The sequence below is a fragment of the Rothia sp. ZJ1223 genome (assembly GCF_016900985.1).
In the GTDB taxonomy this organism is placed as follows: domain Bacteria; phylum Actinomycetota; class Actinomycetes; order Actinomycetales; family Micrococcaceae; genus Rothia.
In genome coordinates this window covers 1-17,207 of sequence record NZ_JAFEUT010000001.1, presented here as the reverse complement: position 1 = coordinate 17,207, position 17,207 = coordinate 1, and the positions used below count along the sequence as shown (strand labels likewise).

The following is a 17,207-nucleotide window of genomic DNA, read 5'->3' as shown; positions in this document are numbered from 1 at the left end:
AGTTATGCCTTCTTTACCTCGATAGCGGTTTCGGATGCTTCAACGTAGCCCAGCGCATTCGCCAGGGTTTCCCCGGCCACGAGTTCTTCGTGGGCGCGGAGGGCATCAAGCTCAGCAGCAGGTGCCTTGACGGTGACAACAATGCGGTCAGAAACGTTGAAATCTGCGTCTTTACGAGCCTGCTGGATAGCGCGAATCATATCGCGGGCGGTCCCCTCAGCCACCAGCTCATCGGTCAGAGCGGTATCGAGCACCAAGAAGCCGCCACCGGGCAGCACTGAAACTGCGCGTTCGGTAGTGCCTTCACTCTCAGCGACAACGGTTTCGAGTTCGTACTCGCCCTCAACCAGGGCGAGGTTATCGCCGGAGTTGATACCGACAACGACGGCGCCGTCCTCAGCGACCTTCCAGTCACCTGACTTCGATGCCTTGATGGCAACCTGCACCTGCTTGCCCAGACGCGGACCAGCAGCGCGGGCATTGACCTTGAGCTGCTGGGAAATACCGAAGTCGGCGGGGCTCACGTCGGCAGCGTCCAACAATTCAACCTGCTTGATATTCAGCTCGGAGGCAATAATGCCTTCAAAGATTCCTGCCAGCTTCTTACCACCGGCAACCGCTACGGTCAGGGTATTCAGGGGCTGACGCACGCGAATTTTCACTGACTTACGCAAAGCAGAACCCGCCGAGGCGATGGAACGGGTGGTTTCCATCAGTTCAATGAGTTCAGATTCGTCGGTGAACTGTTCGGTGGAAGGCCAGTCAACTAAGTGAACGGAGCGCTCACCGGTAAGACCTCGGTAGATTTCTTCGCTCATCAGCGGCAGCAGGGGCGCTGCTACCTGGGCGACGGTAGTCAGTGCGGTGTACAGAACATCGAACGCTACGATGTCTTCATCAAAGAAACGCTCGCGTGAACGACGCACGTACCAGTTGGTCAGGGTGTCGGCGTAGGTACGCAGGGCTTCACAAGCGTTCCACACGTCGTAGTCATCCATAGCGGCAGTAACATCTGCGACCAGCTCGCGGGTCTTGCCCAAGATAAAGCGATCCATCACGTTCTCTGAAGTGAAACGCAGCTGAGCCTCGTAACCGGCACCGTTGTTGGCACTATTGGTGTAGAGAGCGAAGAAGTGGTAGACGTTCCACAGGGGCAGCATCACCTGGCGGACGCCCTCACGGATGCCCTGCTCGGTCACAATCAAGTTGCCGCCGCGCAGAATGGGTGATGACATGAGGAACCAGCGCATCGCATCCGAACCATCGCGATCCAGAACCTCAGAAACATCAGGGTAGTTACGCAGGGACTTCGACATCTTCTGACCATCTGAACCCAGCACAATACCGTGAGAAATCACATTTTTGAAAGCGGGGCGGTCAAAGAGGGCGGTCGAGAGAATGTGCAGGGTGTAGAACCATCCGCGAGTCTGACCGATGTACTCCACGATGAAGTCAGCCGGATTGTGAGTTTCGAACCAGTCCTTGTTTTCAAAGGGGTAGTGAACTTGGGCAAACGGCATGGAACCCGAATCAAACCAGACATCCAGCACATCCTCCACACGGCGCATGGTGGATTTACCGGTGGGGTCATCGGGGTTAGGGCGGGTCAGTTCATCAATGAAGGGACGGTGCAGATCGGGCTCCCCCGCGTCATTGAGCGGCAGACGCCCAAAATCAGCCTCAAGCTCAGCCAAGGAACCGTAGACATCGGTGCGCGGGTAGTTGGGATCGTCGGAGACCCACACCGGAATAGGCGAGCCCCAGAAACGGTTACGGGAAATCGACCAGTCGCGGGCGTTAGCAACCCACTTACCAAACTGACCGTGCTTAACGTTTTCGGGAATCCAGTTGATATCTTCGTTCAGCTCACCCATGCGGTCTTTGAAGTCGGTAACCTTGACATACCAGGAGGTAACCGCCCTGTAGACCAGGGGGGTGCGACAACGCCAGCAGTGGGGGTAGGAGTGAACGTAGGACTTCTCGCGGATCAGCGCTGAGTCGTTCTTGAGCACGTTGATAATAGTGCGGTTAGCGTCGAAAATCTGGGCACCAGCAATCTCTGCCAGCGGAACACCTGCTGCCAGGGATTCGTCCTTGAACAGGTCAAGGAACTTAGCGCCCTCGTCGATGGAGAGAATAACCGGGATGCCGTAGCCTTCACAGACCTTTTGGTCGTCTTCACCGTAGGCAGGTGCCTGGTGAACCAGACCAGTACCGTCGGTGGTGGTCACGTAGTCTGCCACCAGAATCTGCCATGCCTTCTCGGTGCAGAACTTCTCGGTGTCGGTGAAGTAGTCCCACAAGGGCGCGTAGCGCACGCCCTCCAGCTGGGCACCGGTGAAGGTTGCGGTGATGGCTTCAGCCGCAGCGACTGCGTCCTCAAAACCGAGATCCTTGGCGTAGCTACCGAGCAAATCACGGGCAATCAAGAACTTACGTCCGGCAAAATCGCCCTCAGCAGCTACCAGAACGTACTCGACCTCAGGTCCAACAGCCAGTGCCTGATTGGTCGGCAAAGTCCAGGGGGTGGTCGTCCATGCCAGCGCCTCTGCACCCTCAAGAGCCTGAACTACCTCGGGGTTCTTGGCAAAAGAAGTATCAGCGGTGATGGTGAAAGCTACAGTGACTGAGGGATCCTGACGGTCTTTGTAGACGTCATCATCCATACGCAGTTCGTGGTTTGACAGCGGGGTTTCATCTTTCCAGCAGTAAGGCAGCACACGGAACCCCTGGTAGGTCAGCCCCTTCTCGTGCAGCTGCTTGAACGCCCAAATCACTGATTCCATGTACTCGACGTTCAGAGTTTTGTAGTCATTCTCAAAATCGACCCAGCGTGCCTGGCGGGTCACGTACTTTTCCCACTCATTGGTGTACTTGAGCACCGATTCGCGAGCCGCAGCGTTGAAACTATCAATGCCCATCTCAAGAATCTGCTGCTTATCGGTCATACCCAGCTGCTTCATTGCCTCAAGCTCAGCGGGCAGACCGTGGGTGTCCCAACCGAAGCGACGCTCAACGCGACTGCCGCGCTGGGTCTGGTAGCGTGCCACCAAATCTTTAACGTAGCCGGTCAGCAGGTGACCGTAGTGGGGCAAACCATTAGCAAAGGGAGGGCCGTCGTAGAACACGAACTCGCCGTCTTTTTCGGCATCGCGGTTGTCAATAGAAGCCTGGAAGGTTGAATCCTTCTTCCAGTACTCAAGAACAGCTTCTTCAAGCTGCGGGAACTTCGGCGACGCAACAACGTCGCCCGCGCCGGTAGCGCTTGCCTTAGGGTAGATAGGCTGATTGGTCACTTTACGCCCTTAGTCTCGTAACTATTTCATCAAAGGGAGTGCAAGGACGCGTGGTGTCAACGGACCAACCAGGTAGGTTGGGTTGACCGCACGGCGCGGTACCACCTTGCTTACTGATAATTCGCTCTTAGGTGCGCAAACCCCCTCAAGGCACGTGAGAGTTTCCTTGAGGGGTGCGCGCACAAAGCATTATCAGTCGCTTCATGACTGCTGTTTCGGGCTTACCCGTTCGGTTCTACTCAGACTGTATCTATTCCGCTAAGACTCACCCTCGTCGCAACGATTCGTGGGCGAGAAGCAGGTACGGCCTTTTCTTCCGAATTGCTCGCCGGTGATAGCCGGGTCTTTGCAACTGCTTTCTATTTTAGGGGGCAAAGAGGGGCGTGTCTAACGCTTTATACCCTGTATTTGCACTGGTCTTGAACTCACCGAGGTAATTACAGGGGTGTGAGTACTATATCTTGTGCCCGCACCCTATTCCCCACCCCATATAGGGGTGAAACCGCCGGGTAGGCGATGATGAGATTCACCTAAATTACAGATAAATTTTTTAGCGTGTTGAACTTTTCGATGCTTTGATATGCCGGGCTAAGTTCTCGACTGTTTCTTGAGCACGGCGCGGGTTACCGCCTGCGCTCACGGCAACCGTGAGCCCATCTAACAGCCGGTGAGCCATAAACCACAGGGTCGAGGAACGAGGGTGACCACCCACCAGGCACAGGGTCGAAGCTATCTCGCAGGCTCTGCGCACCGCCTCTTGCACCGCTGGGTTATCAGTCAGGGCAAGCACTAGAACGTTGCCCGCAACATCGCCTGGTTCAAAACCTCTTTGCTCCCACACGATCTGCCCGCTGTCAGCGTGTTGAGCCAGCTCCTCACTAACCTGCGGGGCAATTACTGTTACCCGCGCGTCCTGAGCCAACAAGACCCCCACGCGCCGGGTAGCCACCATACCGCCGCCAACCACCAGCACTGGGCGTCCACTCAGATTCAGCATGACGGGTAACACTAATACACCCTTACCTTTCGCACTGCTACCATGAAGCACAACAACACTCGCACTCTGGGAGCCAACTCATGCCACTAATCAACGTCAATTACGCCTCTAGCCTAGACCAAGCCACCAAAACCGCCTGATTACTGAACTCACCATCACTTATGCCCGTATAACCGGCACCAAGGAATCTTCAGTGTGGGTCATGCTCAACGAAATACCCCGCGATAACTGGGGTGTGGGCGGTCAATCGCTGACAGCTCTCGATGAAGCGCGTACACAAGAAAACCGCATCCCGGACGCAGACCTCCCAGCACCGGCGGAGGAACACGAGCCAACATTGGAACTGCGTCAGGCAGCTGACACCGACATTGACCGCCTAGCTGAAATTGAAGCGGAATGTTTCCCCGCCGCCGAAGCAGCCTCTCTAGAGATCCTCACCTCGCGCTTCAACGTCTTCGGAAACCACTTTTGGGTACTCGAAGCAGACGGGGAAATCATCGGTTTCATTGACGGCATGGTCACCAACTCCCCCATAATTTTTGATGAGCTGTTTACCAACCCCGCCGCCCACACCCGCCACGGTGCCTACCAAACTATTTTGGGTCTCAACGTTATACCGGCGATGCGCTCGCATGGCTATGCCGCTATTCTGCTTTCACGCCTGATTGAACAGGCACGCGCAGAAAAGCGCACCGGCGTCATTCTGACCTGCAAGAAAGAACTCATCGACTACTACAAGAACTTCGGGTTCAAGCTTGACGGGGTATCAGATTCCGCGCACGGCGGCGCTCGCTGGTATGACATGACGCTGACCTTCTAAGACCCCATCACGATCCCCCTCAAAACCACAGATTCCCACGCATCACCACACATCATCGCATGAAGTGGGTGCCCGTAACCCTATGACAGATTGTTAAGCACTGGGTCAGACACACCTCAAGTAAATTTAGAACCGTTTTGACGCAGACAAAAGCCCCGACAGGTGAAGACCACCCGCCGAGGCTTTGCATCAAAGAGCTTTACGCATCAAGCAATACGAAGATTTCGCCGTCCTTGTTTTCAACCTCATACACCGGCAAAACATAATCAGCACCCGAGAGGCACTCACCGGTTTCAAGGTCATAAATCTCTTTATACAGCGGTGAGGTAACGGTGCGTTTACCGTCCTTCTCCCCTACAATTCCGCGGGCAATCACCAAAGAACCGCTGTTGGGGTCTTGGTGGTCAGTGACGTAAACACGGTCATCGTGAGTGCGAAAAATTGCGTACTGGTGATCACCGATCAAAGCCACTTCACCCCAGTTCTCTTCAAGATCATTCAGCGAGCAAATGCGGTGGGTTACCTTGTGGGACATGGTTATTTTTCCTTCACGTGTGAGGTGCTTTCACTCACCAGTATGACTGATACCTACAGGCAGACTTGGTATTATCGCCTTATTGATACTAAATAAATGATGTGCCCACAGAATCCCACATTTTTTATCGGGCACTTACACGCAAGGGCTAAACACACATGGTTAATACTCAGGTGAAAGAACCTCACTCCGGTCGAAAGATTCTCGTAGTGGGCGGCGGCCCCGCTGCTTGGCGTTTTGTACGTACCATCAACGAGCAGGGCCTGGGACAAGATACCGTCACAGTTCTCATGGATGAACCCTACGTGCCCTACGACCGCGTAGCACTTGAACAGATTTTTAATGACGTTGATAAAAACCTCACCTTAGGCGACACCGAGCTGTGGAACACACCCGGCATTGAGCTAAAGCTCAACACCCGCGCGTCCACCCTCGACCGTGAGGCACACACCGTTACCACCACTACCGGTGAAATTTTTGAATACGACGAACTGATTATGGCTACCGGTTCACGCGCAGTGAAAATCCCCATTCCCGGTTCTGAGGCAGCTCACGTTTTCCGCACTATTGATGATGTACGCACCGTAGTGTCTGAGGTTGCTCGCCTGACTGAAAAGTTGGGACGCGCCCCCAAGGGCATCGTTGTAGGTGGCGGTCTGCTCGGTCTTGAAGCGGCAGAGGGGCTCAAACACCTGGGCGCTGAACCCACCATTTTGGACGTCGCCCCCTGGCTGCTTTCTCTAGAGATGGATCAGGGCGGCGGTCACGCTGTTAACGCCCAGATTGAGGCAACCGGCATTGGTGTTGAGACCGGCGCGTTCATTTCTACCATCAACCGCACCGGTGGCGAGGTCACCTCGGTGTCAGTAGCAAACGGTATGGGCGATGAAGCAGATGTTCGCGTAATCGACGCTGACATCGTCATGTTCGCAGCGGGTATTCGCCCCAACGATGAGCTAGTACGCGAAGCAGAGATGAGCGTCGGCGAGCGCGGCGGTCTGCTGGTCACCCCCGATTGTCGTTCTGAAGAGGACGAGCACATTTGGGCAATCGGTGAAGTCGCCTGCATCCTGGGTCGCACCTGGGGTCTGGTGGCGCCGGCTAACCAGATGGCTGAGGTTGTTGCAAAGAACCTGATGGGCGGTAATGCGACTGTTTCTGAGTTTGATGTTGCGACCAAGCTGAAGTTTGACGGCGTGCAGGTTGCTGGGTTCGGTGACCGCCGTGCGACCACTCCCGGTGCGCTTGAGGTTCTGTTTGCTGACCCGGCTCGCGGTATGTACCAGAAGATTGTGACCAGCTCTGACGCTAAGACTTTGCTCGGTGGCGTTTTTGTGGGCGATACTGATCCCTTTGATTCGCTCAAGCCCCTGCTGGGACGCGAGTTGCCCGCTGAGCCGGCAGCTTTCTTGACTGCTGCCGGTGGCGGCGACGGTGTGCCCGATACTGAGTTGCCCGATGACGCTATCTTGTGTTCTTGTAACAACATCGATTTTGGCACTGTGCGTCAGGCAATTATTGACGGTCACCAGGATGTAGGTTCCATTAAGTCCTCGACCTCTGCTGGTACCCAGTGTGGTTCATGTGTTCCGATGATTCAGAAGACCATCAATCAGCAGATGAAGAAGATGGGTCTGACCGTTTCTAATGCTCTGTGTGAGCACTTCGGTTTCTCCCGCGCTGAGCTGTTTGAGGCTGTGCGTATTGTGGGCGATCTGGATGATTTCTACTCCGTCCTTGAGCGCTTTGGTCAGGGTGAGGACGGCTGCGCTATCTGTAAGCCCACCGTCGCGTCCGTTCTCGCCTCAACCCGTAAGTCCTACACGCTGGATGGCGGACGCGGCACCTTGCAGGACACCAATGACCGCAACCTGGCGAACATGCAGAAGGACGGCACCTACGGTGTGATTCCGCGTATACCCGGTGGTGAAATTACCCCCGCTAAGCTGGCTGTTATTGCTCAGGTTGCCGGTGATTTCGGTCTGTACACCAAGATTAACGGTGCCCAGCGCATCGGTATGTACGGCGCTCGCCTGGAGCAGCTGCCTGAGATTTGGAAGCGTCTGGTAGATGCTGGTTTCGAGTCGGGTCAGGCATATGGTAAGTCCCTGCGTAACGTGAAGTCATGCATTGGTAGCGCCTGGTGCCGTTTCGGTGTTCAGGATTCTGTGCAGATGGCTATTGATACGGAGAACCGTTACAAGGGCTTGCGCTCCCCGCACAAGTTCAAGATGGGTGTTTCGGGTTGTAACCGTGAGTGTGCTGAGGCTCAGGGCAAGGACGTCGGTTTGATTGCAACCACCAACGGTTGGAACCTTTATCTTGCCGGTAACGGTGGCGCTAACCCTGCCCACGGTCGTCTCTTTGCCAAAGACCTGGATCAGGAAACCGCTTACAAGTACATCGATCGTTACCTCATGTACTACATTCGCACCGCCGATAAGTTGCAGCGTACCGCTCGCTGGGCCGAGGATCTGGATGAAAAGTTCGGCGACGCTATGGAGCACCTGCGTGCTGTGATTATTGATGACTCGCTGGGTATCTGCGCTGATTTGGACGCTGACATGCAATACCATATCGACCACTACGAGGACGAGTGGGTTGCGACCCTCAACGACCCTGAGCGTATGCGCCGCTTCCGTTCCTTTGTGAACCAGCCCGAGGTCGCTGACGATGCCTCACGTCTCTATGTGTTAGAGCGCGATCAGATTCGCCCGGCAACCGCCGAAGAACTGGCTGCCGCTGAGGCTGAAGAAGAAAACGCACCGGTACTGATTACCGGCGCAAAAATTCCGGTAGGCGCACCCGTCTAAGCGGCACGCGCATACTGTGATGTATCTGTCCCGTTCTAGATAAAGTGTATGCCCCACCTCATCACCTCTTTAACTAAGAGGGTGGGGTGGGCGTGCACTTTTGCTGTGAGACCTATGTGTATTCCCGTCAAAGGGAAGATAGAGAGATTTTCGTGTACCTTCATCTTGAAACCTCAGGAGCTGTGGTGCTGCTTGCCGGCGATGCTGAGCGAACCGCCCGCGTAGCCCACAAGTATAAAGATGCGGCTTCTATTATTCAGTGCCCCACGCCCCAGGCGCTGGTGCCCGCCGCTGCCCTGCGCCCCGTACTCGCCGTTATCTGCGTAGCTGAGAATGATCAGGACGCGCTCCCCTCCTGGCGCACAGCCCTAGCAAAGACCCTGCCCGGTACGCTGATTACCGTTGATACTGAAGATCCCATTGGCACCGTTGGCACCGTCTTTTTGATAGGTGCGGGTCCCGGTCTCGCCGGGTACATGACGGTCGCAGCCCACCGGGCGCTGGCGTCCTCAGATGTGGTGCTCATTGACCACCTGGCACCGGTGACTGACATTGAGCTGTGGGCACCGGGAGCTGAAATCATTGATGTGGGCAAGGTGCCCGGTGAACATAAGGTGCCGCAGCGTCAGATTGATCAGATGATGGTTAATTACGCGCTAGCAGGTAAGAACGTGGCACGTGTTAAGGGCGGTGACCCTTACGTCTTCGGACGTGGCACCGAAGAACTGTACGCATGCGAGCGCGCCGGGGTGCCGGTTGAGGTGATCTCGGGTGTAACCTCATCGATTGCTGTGCCAGCATCTGCTGGGGTGCCTATGACCCTGCGCAAGGTCTCGCACATGTTTACGGTGGTCTCGGGGCACGCTGAACTCACCGATGCTGAGTTGGATTTGTTGGCTGGCTTTGTGACGTCGGGCGGTACCATTTCGTTGTTGATGGGTGTTCGCACGCTCCCCCACACCGTTGCCGGTTTGCTAGAACGCGGCGTTGAAGCTCGTACCCCGGTAGGTACTTTTGAGAACGTCTACCGCGAGGGTGAGCGGGTACGTTACTCCACGCTGGAGCGGGCTGCCGAGGATTTGGCAGATGTGCGTCCGCCTGCGATTACTGTCATCGGGCGCGTTGTGGACGCCGGTTACGCCAGTGGCACGGACGAATCCGCCCGCCGCGACGCCCTACTGCAGCTGGCGCTGAGCGAGGGACGCGATGCCAAGGCATAAGTTCTGCGCTACCCGCCGGGTGTGCGCGTCATTCACCTTTAAATGCATGATTCACCTCTAGCCCAGGGGTAAATCATGCATTTAAAGGTGACTCGTCCCTGCTCAGGGTCAGGACGCGCGGCGCGGCTAGCAGGCAGCACAGTTTTAGTGCAGATCCTTAGATGCGATGCGATCTCTGCGTAAGTGAACTGGGCTGTATATTCGCCTAAGCGGTAGCGGTAGCTGATGTAGTCAATAATTTTTTGAGCTGTTTTTGCTTTGGTCGTAGAAAGATTAGCTAGGTACTTTTGGGCCGTATATCTGCGCCAGGGTAGAGCGTTATCAGGAGAAATGGGTACCCGATGGGACGGGACTTTGATGAGATCAAAAAGTGTGGCGTTAGCCCGGGCTCTTGCGCTATTCCTACTTTGCACTGGTACACTAGGCATTAGAGAAACCTCTTGTGTATATGCAACATGGTTGTTTCCTCACCGATGACCAGCAACTTGGCGGAAGATGGTCATCAATATTCTTACGGAAAGCCCCTCTTGGCGGAGGGACTTTCGTTATTTAAAAATTCTGTTGCTACCTACTGTACTGCATCTGTTTTCTTCTTACCCTTTACTGACGGGCATCACGGCGGGATATTTTGGAGAGATATTGTTGCGACCTGGTGCAAAACTACCGTAGAGACGTTTTTGATACAGCCAGTTTGCCCATAACAGCTTCCATCTGAGGTATAAAAAATCACTGTACGAGTAACCATCGCAGTGAGATGCACACAGAACTTTAGCTTGTTACAGGACAGGGGAGGAATACCCTCTTTTCATACACCTGAACAAATATTCCAGTATCCAGGGTGCTGCACAGGTTCGGCACAATAGGGTTAGAAGAACCCTTTGAACAAAGAACCTACAGAAGATGACTAAGAATGATCGAACAACTCAAGAATCTTTTAGTCGAAATCCCCAGTGGTGTTACTCACTTCTTGCTACTCTCATACCACTCTTTGGAGCTGTCCTACTCCACAACAAAAAAGTGAAGGCCTTACAGGAGATTGCAGAGAAAAATATAGAGATGTTCAAAGAGGTTCCCGCTACGAGCAAAGCACACGCAATTTTTTGAAGAAATCGTTATCCGAGATGCAGAGAAAATAAGGCGCGAAGGAGAAAAGAAGAAGGACCCAAGCTCAATAGTTATTGCAGTGGTGTTCTTGATAGTTGCTTATTTTCTGGGTGTCTTTGCTGTCTATCTAGGAAGTCTTGGCGGCTGGAGCATTCTTGGTTCGGTAGTGACGTGGTGTGTAGTGGTTGCTTTCGGACTTTTAGGCTTAGTAGGTCTTTCACAGGGGCTAGGTTGGATGGAGAAGAAACAAGGCAATCAGAAGTCATAGGTTTCTTCCCTAAATAGTGTGGGAAACCTCTAGGAACAGTAATTGCCCAGTACATTTATGATTTCCTTCTACTGCTCTAGGCTCTGCCCCACCCTGTTACCGCTACCTATTGTTCATTCTTTACCTTTCACCGGGAACAGGCAGCGCCCTAGCCTTAGCGCTTATAAGTTGTCCAAGGGTGAGCGGTACGCGAATCGCCTCAGCGACGCCACCGGCACCCTTGACAGCCTACAAGAGCGCTAAGGCTATAAGTTGCCTTGCCTACCAGGTGGAAAGACAAAATACACAACTAGTATGATCGACCCCGCCCGCTATCGTCCTAAAGAGGGACCTTCTCTACTTGGCTCCCAAATGATAACTAGGAGCATAAGGCTCCCGGGTAGCTCTTTGCTCTTCTCTGCCCATACGCTCTCGGCTTCTACTAGCAGTCTCTATGATCTTATGCATCCGAGCATGATAAGACCATACTGCAGCTACCTTCCCAGGAACTTGAAGCTTCCTCAAGGTCTGCACCGCTTCCTGTTGCTGAGCAGTAGCTTGGGCTGTGATTTGCTCATAGTTGGGTTCATGAATGATGCCGCGCTCATCAAGCACTGCAGGAGAAACACCAGCTAATACAGGAGCATCCCCTAAGGTACTTCTAGCCTGATGGGTTCGTTCTTGAGCTACCGCTACTTGATCTTCTACTTTTTGCACGTAGTTACTAGCTTCTTGAACCTCAGCTTTACTTGGAGCTTGGGCCTCTATCTGTGCTAAGGCACGTTCTGCTTGCCGTAGGGGAACGTTAGACCTCACCAACTTTTGGAAGAAGCCGCCTTGGTTCATCTCTCGCTTCACTTACTGCAGGCGGTAATAAGCTCTATCTTCTTTGCTCCCGTATCTGTCTGTTGTTTTTCTCTTGTTTTCTAGTTTAGTGGTGGTGGGTGTTCTTGGGTAGTGCTCTGGTTCTTTCATCATGGTTCTTTCTTAGTGGCTTGTGGTCTGTATGTGGCTTGCTTGGTTGTGCTTGTTCTTTGCTTTTGGGTGGTGGTGTTGTTTGGTTGCTTAGTCTTCTTCGTGCTCTAGGGTCATGAGTCCTTTGATAGCTGGGGGTAGCTTCTTGAGGTGCTCTTGGCGTTTGCGTTCTGCTTGGGCTTTGGCGTGGCTTTGGAACTTGATGAATCGCTTGTGTCGGGTGTAGTCGTGCTCGTCCCATTCGCGATGGGGTTTGTGGTTGTAGTACCAGCGGGCGAAGTGCATGTAATCAGAGATGAGGGCGCCTGGTGCTCCTAGCGATGTTTGGGGGTTAGCAGATGAGTTGGCCAGCATTTTTGCCCAGCACGTAGACACTAAAACAGACAGCAGCGGTTCCGCTGTAGGTTATTGAGCGAAGAGAGCAGACACAGAGCTCAAAGTCATGGCCCCCAGACATCTTCTTTTTCCAGGCACCTCACCACTGTCGATACTCCCACCCCAAAGAAAGCTGCGAGCTCCCGCAGGCCCCACACTCTGCCGGTCTGAGGATTCACCTCCGAACGCTTCCGCACCAACTGCCCCCGTTGAGCAACCGATAACTTCAAAGGCCGCCCGGGGCCCGCGCCATTACCTGCATTCTTAGCCTTCATTGCAGCAAGTCCTGCCCGGGTGCGTTCAGAGATCAGGTTGGATTCCATCTCGGCTAGTGGATTGTTTTAGGTTGGTCCACTACCAGTAGAACGGCTCCTTGGGCTGATAGTTTTTCAAGGAGTTCTCGGATTTTGGGTTCCGATTGGGTAGGGGTTTGTCCCAGATTTTCTTTCCTGTGGTGGTCAGGGCTGTAGCGTGGTGGGTGGTTTTGCCGACGTCTAGTCCGAGGTAAATTTCGGTCATTGCTTCGCACCTTTGTGTTTTGCGGGTTATAGTGCGGTAGTAACCGGTGGTTCACGAATCTCGCAGTCCGTCTTCCTTTGGCTTTGGATCGTGCTTCTATTAGCGATGGTTTGTGAGCCGGTTCCCGCCTCGGTGGCGACACCCCCTGACCATTGTTGTGTTGGCTGGGGGCATTGAAGCCGTGTGTGGGGCGGGCCGGTTACTTACGCTTCTAGTTTCACCTGGTTTGGGGTGGCTGGTTGGGTTGCTGTGACGGATTCTGTGGTAGTTAATCGTGGTGAACAGCCAACGCGCGTGTTGGAGATGCCCTCGGAGCGGAAGCGGCGTGTGGAGGTGGAGGCTGAGCAGAGGTTTCAGGAGCGGAGGCGTCTTCAGCGAGTTGGGTGGGGTGTTGGTATTTCGAGAGTGCCAGATATGGGGCCGTAGCTTTTATCTTCCTTCCTCCTTAAAAACCAGGACGAGCCCTTGAACTTCTGAGACACAGCCCATAAAATAGATGAAAATCACATGAGATTTTTGTAACTATCACAGAAAAGAGATACACATGAGCAAGGTAGCATTGCTATTCTCCGGAGGCCCCGATTCGACTAGCCTTCTATACGATTTGCTAGACTAGGGGCATGAGGTGATCACCTTTACCTTTAATGCAGGTGAATTTGAAGCTGAAGCGGAACGACACTACGCACAGGAAACCGCTGCAAAACTTGGGGTTGAGAACCATTTTGTGAATATTTTGCCCGCTCTACAAGCACTGTATGGAGACCCGGCTCCTGTAGTTATGCGAAAAGTAGTCTTTAATACCGTGAAGCCATTTGGTTCTGGAATCGCTATAGCGCTAGCGGCTTCTGCCGCGATCTGCCAGGGAGCGGAAAAGCTTTATTATGCTGTCCACAAAGGGGATGCATACCCTGATAACAATACTGAATATTTCAATTTGCTTTCTGAAGCAATCACGATGGAACAAGGTGGAAAAAAATTTGAAGTTGTTGCTCCTTACCTAGAGATGACTAAAGCGGAAGTTATGCAGCGTGGTGTCAACCTTGGTATGGACATCGATGCCACATGGAGCTGTGCTGTAAGCTCAACTAGCGAATGTTGTGTTTGTGAGCCCTGCAAAGATCGAATCGAAGCCAAAAAATTAATTAAGATTCCTGCGTAAATACTAATATACCAGGTGGGGCAGATTAATATCATGCCCCACCCTTTTTAAAAAATGAATCATAAAAATAAATCAATATTATCATGGTTTGGCGAGTCTTCAGGTAAAGAGCTATTTACCGTAGCTTCCTTGTTTACAGTAATTCATTCTATTGAAGTTACCACGGTAGAATTCTCGATATTGAGAATAATACCTGAAATCATAATGTTCTTAACTGCACTGGTTTTTACCAAATTATCGCACTCAAAAAACGTAGAATCTACTTTATTTCAAGGATACGCATTAACCGGCGCTTCTTACATACTAATTTTTATATTATATATTTTCGGTTTTCTCAGTTTCTATAGCTATATTTTACTATTAATTTTTGCAGTTGCAGGTAGAGCTTTTGTTAATTTCTCACGAGAGTCATATATCCAAAAGGTCATTCCTTCTGAAGGAATCGGTAAGCATTACTCTTTATTGTATAGAGTTTCCACTATTTGTGAAATATTTGTCCCGTTGCTGGCCGGATACATCGTTGAAAAGACTTCAGGACCCTTTGGGCTAGGACTTTCTGGAGTAATTATATTTTTATTTGGAACATTCCCTTTCCTGTACCAGAAATCAGTTATAACCGAGAAAATAGAAACAGAAATTCGCAGCAAAGCCTCTCTTAAAAACGGACTCCAAGAAATCAAGAAAAACACCCCTTTGCTGTTTTTAACTTTTACCACGCTAGCTTTCTCTTCAATAACGGCAGCATATGGAACTGGATACTATATCTTGATTGCAGATATTTATAATCTACCCGCAGAACTAATAGGGTTATTGATTTCACTGGGTGCTCTATCCACCCTAGCCTTTACCTACTTAGTTGAAAATAGAATTAATAAAATATACAATATTTCTATTTTTATATCATGCTTATTGTTGCCGCCCACATTATTAGTGACCCTATTACCAAATATTTTAAATAGCGGCCATCTTTTTTTTGTTGTTATTCACGAGATTTTACTAGGCGCAATATTTGTCGCAATATCTATTTCAGGTTACACCTTGCGATCAAAAATCATCAAACCTGAAAAAATGCAAAGTGTAACCGTAGCCCGCTCTTTTCTTGGATCTCTGACCATTCCAATCACGACCTTATTCTATGGGTTTTTGTCATTTTGGATAGGCGTTATAAATTCTTTAGTACTAATATCTGTGTTATCATTCTTAATAATCCCAATTGCAGCATACGGCTACAGGAGGTCCACTGGTGCGATTGCATGACGCAGTTTCTCTTCTTTATATTTTCGAATCTTTTCGATTAACATTTTGTAAAAAACAAGGTGGCCTTTTAATCCTTACAATATGTATGCTGAACCTAATGGGCAAACATTAGGTATTATTATGGGATTATGGACATTTTCCCTCACGATGGTAATTGCTGATTACTTCGTTTTCAAATTTATAAATAAAGAAACTAGGTGTTAATACACTATGGTATACAAGCTTTCATCCGTTCAACTTCTTTATCGCATTTCAGGAGTGCTAATTATACTTACTCCCGCAGCATTCTACACTATACATTTGGCGCAAGGCAATGAACCATCTTTGTTGATAAATTTATTTATCTTTCTATCTATTACTTCCTTTTATCTATACTGGAAAGCGGGTGTGTATGTCAAAGTTTATGACAAATACATTGATTCTCGTCTTTTCCCTTTCCCCAAAGTACGAATACCAAATGACTCTGTTGTCTCTGTTAGCATAAAGGATGTTACTCCACTCGGCAGGGAGTGGGGCAATCGAGGAAAAAAGGGAAGAGAGAACACTCTTTTTCTCGATGCTGGACAAAATAAAAAATGCCTTGAGATTAGTACTAAAGATAATTTTACTCTTCAATTAGGAATCAACGAAAATAGTGACCTATTATGGATGGATGACTACAAATTGATTATAGAGGAGATGCGCAACGGAAAAGCAGAGGGTAGAAGATAAAGGTGGGAATTAAAGGCAAAAATATATGAGGGGCTTATTCATAAGGTAGGTGCAGTAGACTCACAGTAAAACTACTGGCTTGGCAATGGCGCGAATCTCCTAATGAGCGACGTACACCAGGCGAGAGGGTCGGCAGCAAACGTGAGCCTGCGGAACCCCTAATGAATAAGCCTCATAATCTTGTCAAATCGAAATTTTTCAGGTTACGTCCGTTTATCTGTATAAGCAGATAAACAGCTTTCTATACATACAGAACTACAGGCTATCGATAAACCCGCTCACCACCTCAGTAATCGTCATCCCACGCTCACTCGCATACACCTTCAACTTCCGATGCCGAACCTCATCCAACTTAACAGTCAACTGCTTCTTCGGCCCAGAATCCCCTGCCGCAAAAGACTTCTTAAAATCAGCCTTAGCCACCGATGCAGGCACAGCCGCACGGGTCATTAAATTCTTCTTCTCACTCATATGTTTTACTCTCCAACTAGGTTCAGTAGTTCAGCAGCGACCTGCTCATAACCTGCCAGGTCTTTAGGGTAGGTATTAGCGTTGTTCTTAATAGCCTCTAGGGTCTTAATAGGGGTATCAAAAACAGCGATTTTAGCGTCATTCAAGGCTTCTAGAGCCTGGTGGTAGCTGATTGTTCTGGGGTTGGCGTGGGTGAGCAGTACGATAGCTGGCAAGGTGGGCGGGATGGAATCAAGGGTGGCCCAAACTCGTGCCATATCAAGACTTGCTGGCTTAGTGGGGATGATGAGCATAGTGCTGCGGTTAGCGGCCGCGTCAAGGACTTGGCTGTTTCCCGGTGGGGTGTCGATGAGAACGAAGTCGGCGGTGCTTGTTTTGCGGGTGATTTCGCGGTGGTTTACTGAGGTGACACTAAACGGTAGCGGGGCCCCGTTTTCTTCGGTGGTGTAGGCCCAGTCTGTTGCTGATCCTTGAGGATCAGCGTCCCAAAGTTTTACTGAGTGTTGGGGTGCTAGGGCTTGGGCTAGGTGTATGGCTGTGGTTGTTTTTCCCACGCCGCCTTTGCTGTTAAGTATGCCAATGAAGTGTCCCAGGTTTTGTTCCGTTTGAGTAGATGGGAAAATCTGGAACATGCCGAAGAAATTTGATCAGGATGCCAAGGATCGGGTGGTCCGCCTTGTTGAGGACCGCATCCTGGCGGAGGGGATC

13 protein-coding genes and 1 pseudogene are annotated in these 17,207 nt (G+C 51.3%); 6 read left to right on the top strand and 8 right to left on the bottom strand.

Annotated features, from left to right (window positions below):
- Nucleotides 1–2: 2 nt before the first annotated feature.
- Together ileS and JTP09_RS00065 are read right to left on the bottom strand one after the other, a co-directional pair.
- Nucleotides 3–3,296 (bottom strand): isoleucine--tRNA ligase, encoded by a 3,294-nt coding sequence (gene ileS, locus JTP09_RS00070; RefSeq protein WP_204875670.1) that lies wholly within the window; start codon nucleotides 3,294–3,296, stop codon nucleotides 3–5.
- A gap of 550 nt (nucleotides 3,297–3,846) precedes the next feature.
- A complete protein-coding gene (locus tag JTP09_RS00065) occupies nucleotides 3,847–4,293 on the bottom strand; it encodes a bifunctional precorrin-2 dehydrogenase/sirohydrochlorin ferrochelatase (protein ID WP_204875669.1) in 447 nt (148 codons plus the stop codon).
- A 136-nt stretch (nucleotides 4,294–4,429) separates the two neighbouring features.
- Between JTP09_RS00065 and JTP09_RS00060 the strand changes: the two genes are divergently transcribed.
- Nucleotides 4,430–5,113 (top strand): GNAT family N-acetyltransferase, encoded by a 684-nt coding sequence (locus JTP09_RS00060; protein ID WP_255521009.1) that lies wholly within the window; start codon nucleotides 4,430–4,432, stop codon nucleotides 5,111–5,113.
- Between the two features lie 199 nt (nucleotides 5,114–5,312).
- Here JTP09_RS00060 and nirD read toward each other — a convergent pair whose 3' ends face one another.
- On the bottom strand, nucleotides 5,313–5,648 hold the full coding sequence (gene nirD / locus JTP09_RS00055; protein WP_204875667.1) for a nitrite reductase small subunit NirD: 336 nt from the start codon (nucleotides 5,646–5,648) through the stop codon (nucleotides 5,313–5,315).
- Between the two features lie 158 nt (nucleotides 5,649–5,806).
- Between nirD and nirB the strand changes: the two genes are divergently transcribed.
- Both nirB and cobA read left to right on the top strand, forming a co-directional pair.
- Nucleotides 5,807–8,461 (top strand): nitrite reductase large subunit NirB, encoded by a 2,655-nt coding sequence (gene nirB / locus JTP09_RS00050; protein ID WP_204875666.1) that lies wholly within the window; start codon nucleotides 5,807–5,809, stop codon nucleotides 8,459–8,461.
- Between the two features lie 152 nt (nucleotides 8,462–8,613).
- Complete coding sequence (cobA, locus tag JTP09_RS00045) at nucleotides 8,614–9,681, top strand: uroporphyrinogen-III C-methyltransferase (protein ID WP_204875665.1); 1,068 nt, start codon at nucleotides 8,614–8,616, stop codon at nucleotides 9,679–9,681.
- A gap of 1,708 nt (nucleotides 9,682–11,389) precedes the next feature.
- Here cobA and JTP09_RS00040 read toward each other — a convergent pair.
- The 3 genes and pseudogenes from JTP09_RS00040 to JTP09_RS00030 all read right to left on the bottom strand — a co-directional run.
- On the bottom strand, nucleotides 11,390–11,878 hold the full coding sequence (locus JTP09_RS00040) for a hypothetical protein (RefSeq protein ID WP_204875663.1): 489 nt from the start codon (nucleotides 11,876–11,878) through the stop codon (nucleotides 11,390–11,392).
- A gap of 219 nt (nucleotides 11,879–12,097) precedes the next feature.
- Nucleotides 12,098–12,361 (bottom strand): hypothetical protein, encoded by a 264-nt coding sequence (locus JTP09_RS00035; protein WP_204875661.1) that lies wholly within the window; start codon nucleotides 12,359–12,361, stop codon nucleotides 12,098–12,100.
- A 355-nt stretch (nucleotides 12,362–12,716) separates the two neighbouring features.
- A pseudogene (locus tag JTP09_RS00030) lies at nucleotides 12,717–12,901 on the bottom strand (transposase); the annotation flags it as partial.
- A gap of 625 nt (nucleotides 12,902–13,526) precedes the next feature.
- On the opposite strand from JTP09_RS00030, the gene JTP09_RS00025 reads away from it, so the two are divergent.
- The 3 genes from JTP09_RS00025 to JTP09_RS00015 all read left to right on the top strand — a co-directional run bounded on the left by JTP09_RS00025 (nucleotide 13,527) and on the right by JTP09_RS00015 (nucleotide 16,028).
- Nucleotides 13,527–14,060, top strand: coding sequence for a 7-cyano-7-deazaguanine synthase (locus JTP09_RS00025; protein WP_204875657.1), 534 nt, complete (start codon nucleotides 13,527–13,529; stop codon nucleotides 14,058–14,060).
- Nucleotides 14,061–14,114: 54 nt separating this feature from the next.
- Nucleotides 14,115–15,317, top strand: coding sequence for an MFS transporter (locus JTP09_RS00020; protein WP_204875654.1), 1,203 nt, complete (start codon nucleotides 14,115–14,117; stop codon nucleotides 15,315–15,317).
- Nucleotides 15,318–15,527: 210 nt separating this feature from the next.
- Nucleotides 15,528–16,028, top strand: coding sequence for a hypothetical protein (locus JTP09_RS00015; RefSeq protein WP_204875652.1), 501 nt, complete (start codon nucleotides 15,528–15,530; stop codon nucleotides 16,026–16,028).
- A gap of 255 nt (nucleotides 16,029–16,283) precedes the next feature.
- Here the strand turns inward: JTP09_RS00015 and JTP09_RS00010 are convergent, their stop codons facing one another.
- Nucleotides 16,284–16,478 (bottom strand): plasmid partition protein ParG, encoded by a 195-nt coding sequence (locus JTP09_RS00010; protein WP_204875650.1) that lies wholly within the window; start codon nucleotides 16,476–16,478, stop codon nucleotides 16,284–16,286.
- Nucleotides 16,479–16,504: 26 nt separating this feature from the next.
- Nucleotides 16,505–17,131, bottom strand: coding sequence for a ParA family protein (locus JTP09_RS00005; RefSeq protein WP_239478530.1), 627 nt, complete (start codon nucleotides 17,129–17,131; stop codon nucleotides 16,505–16,507).
- Nucleotides 17,132–17,207 lie beyond the last annotated feature (76 nt).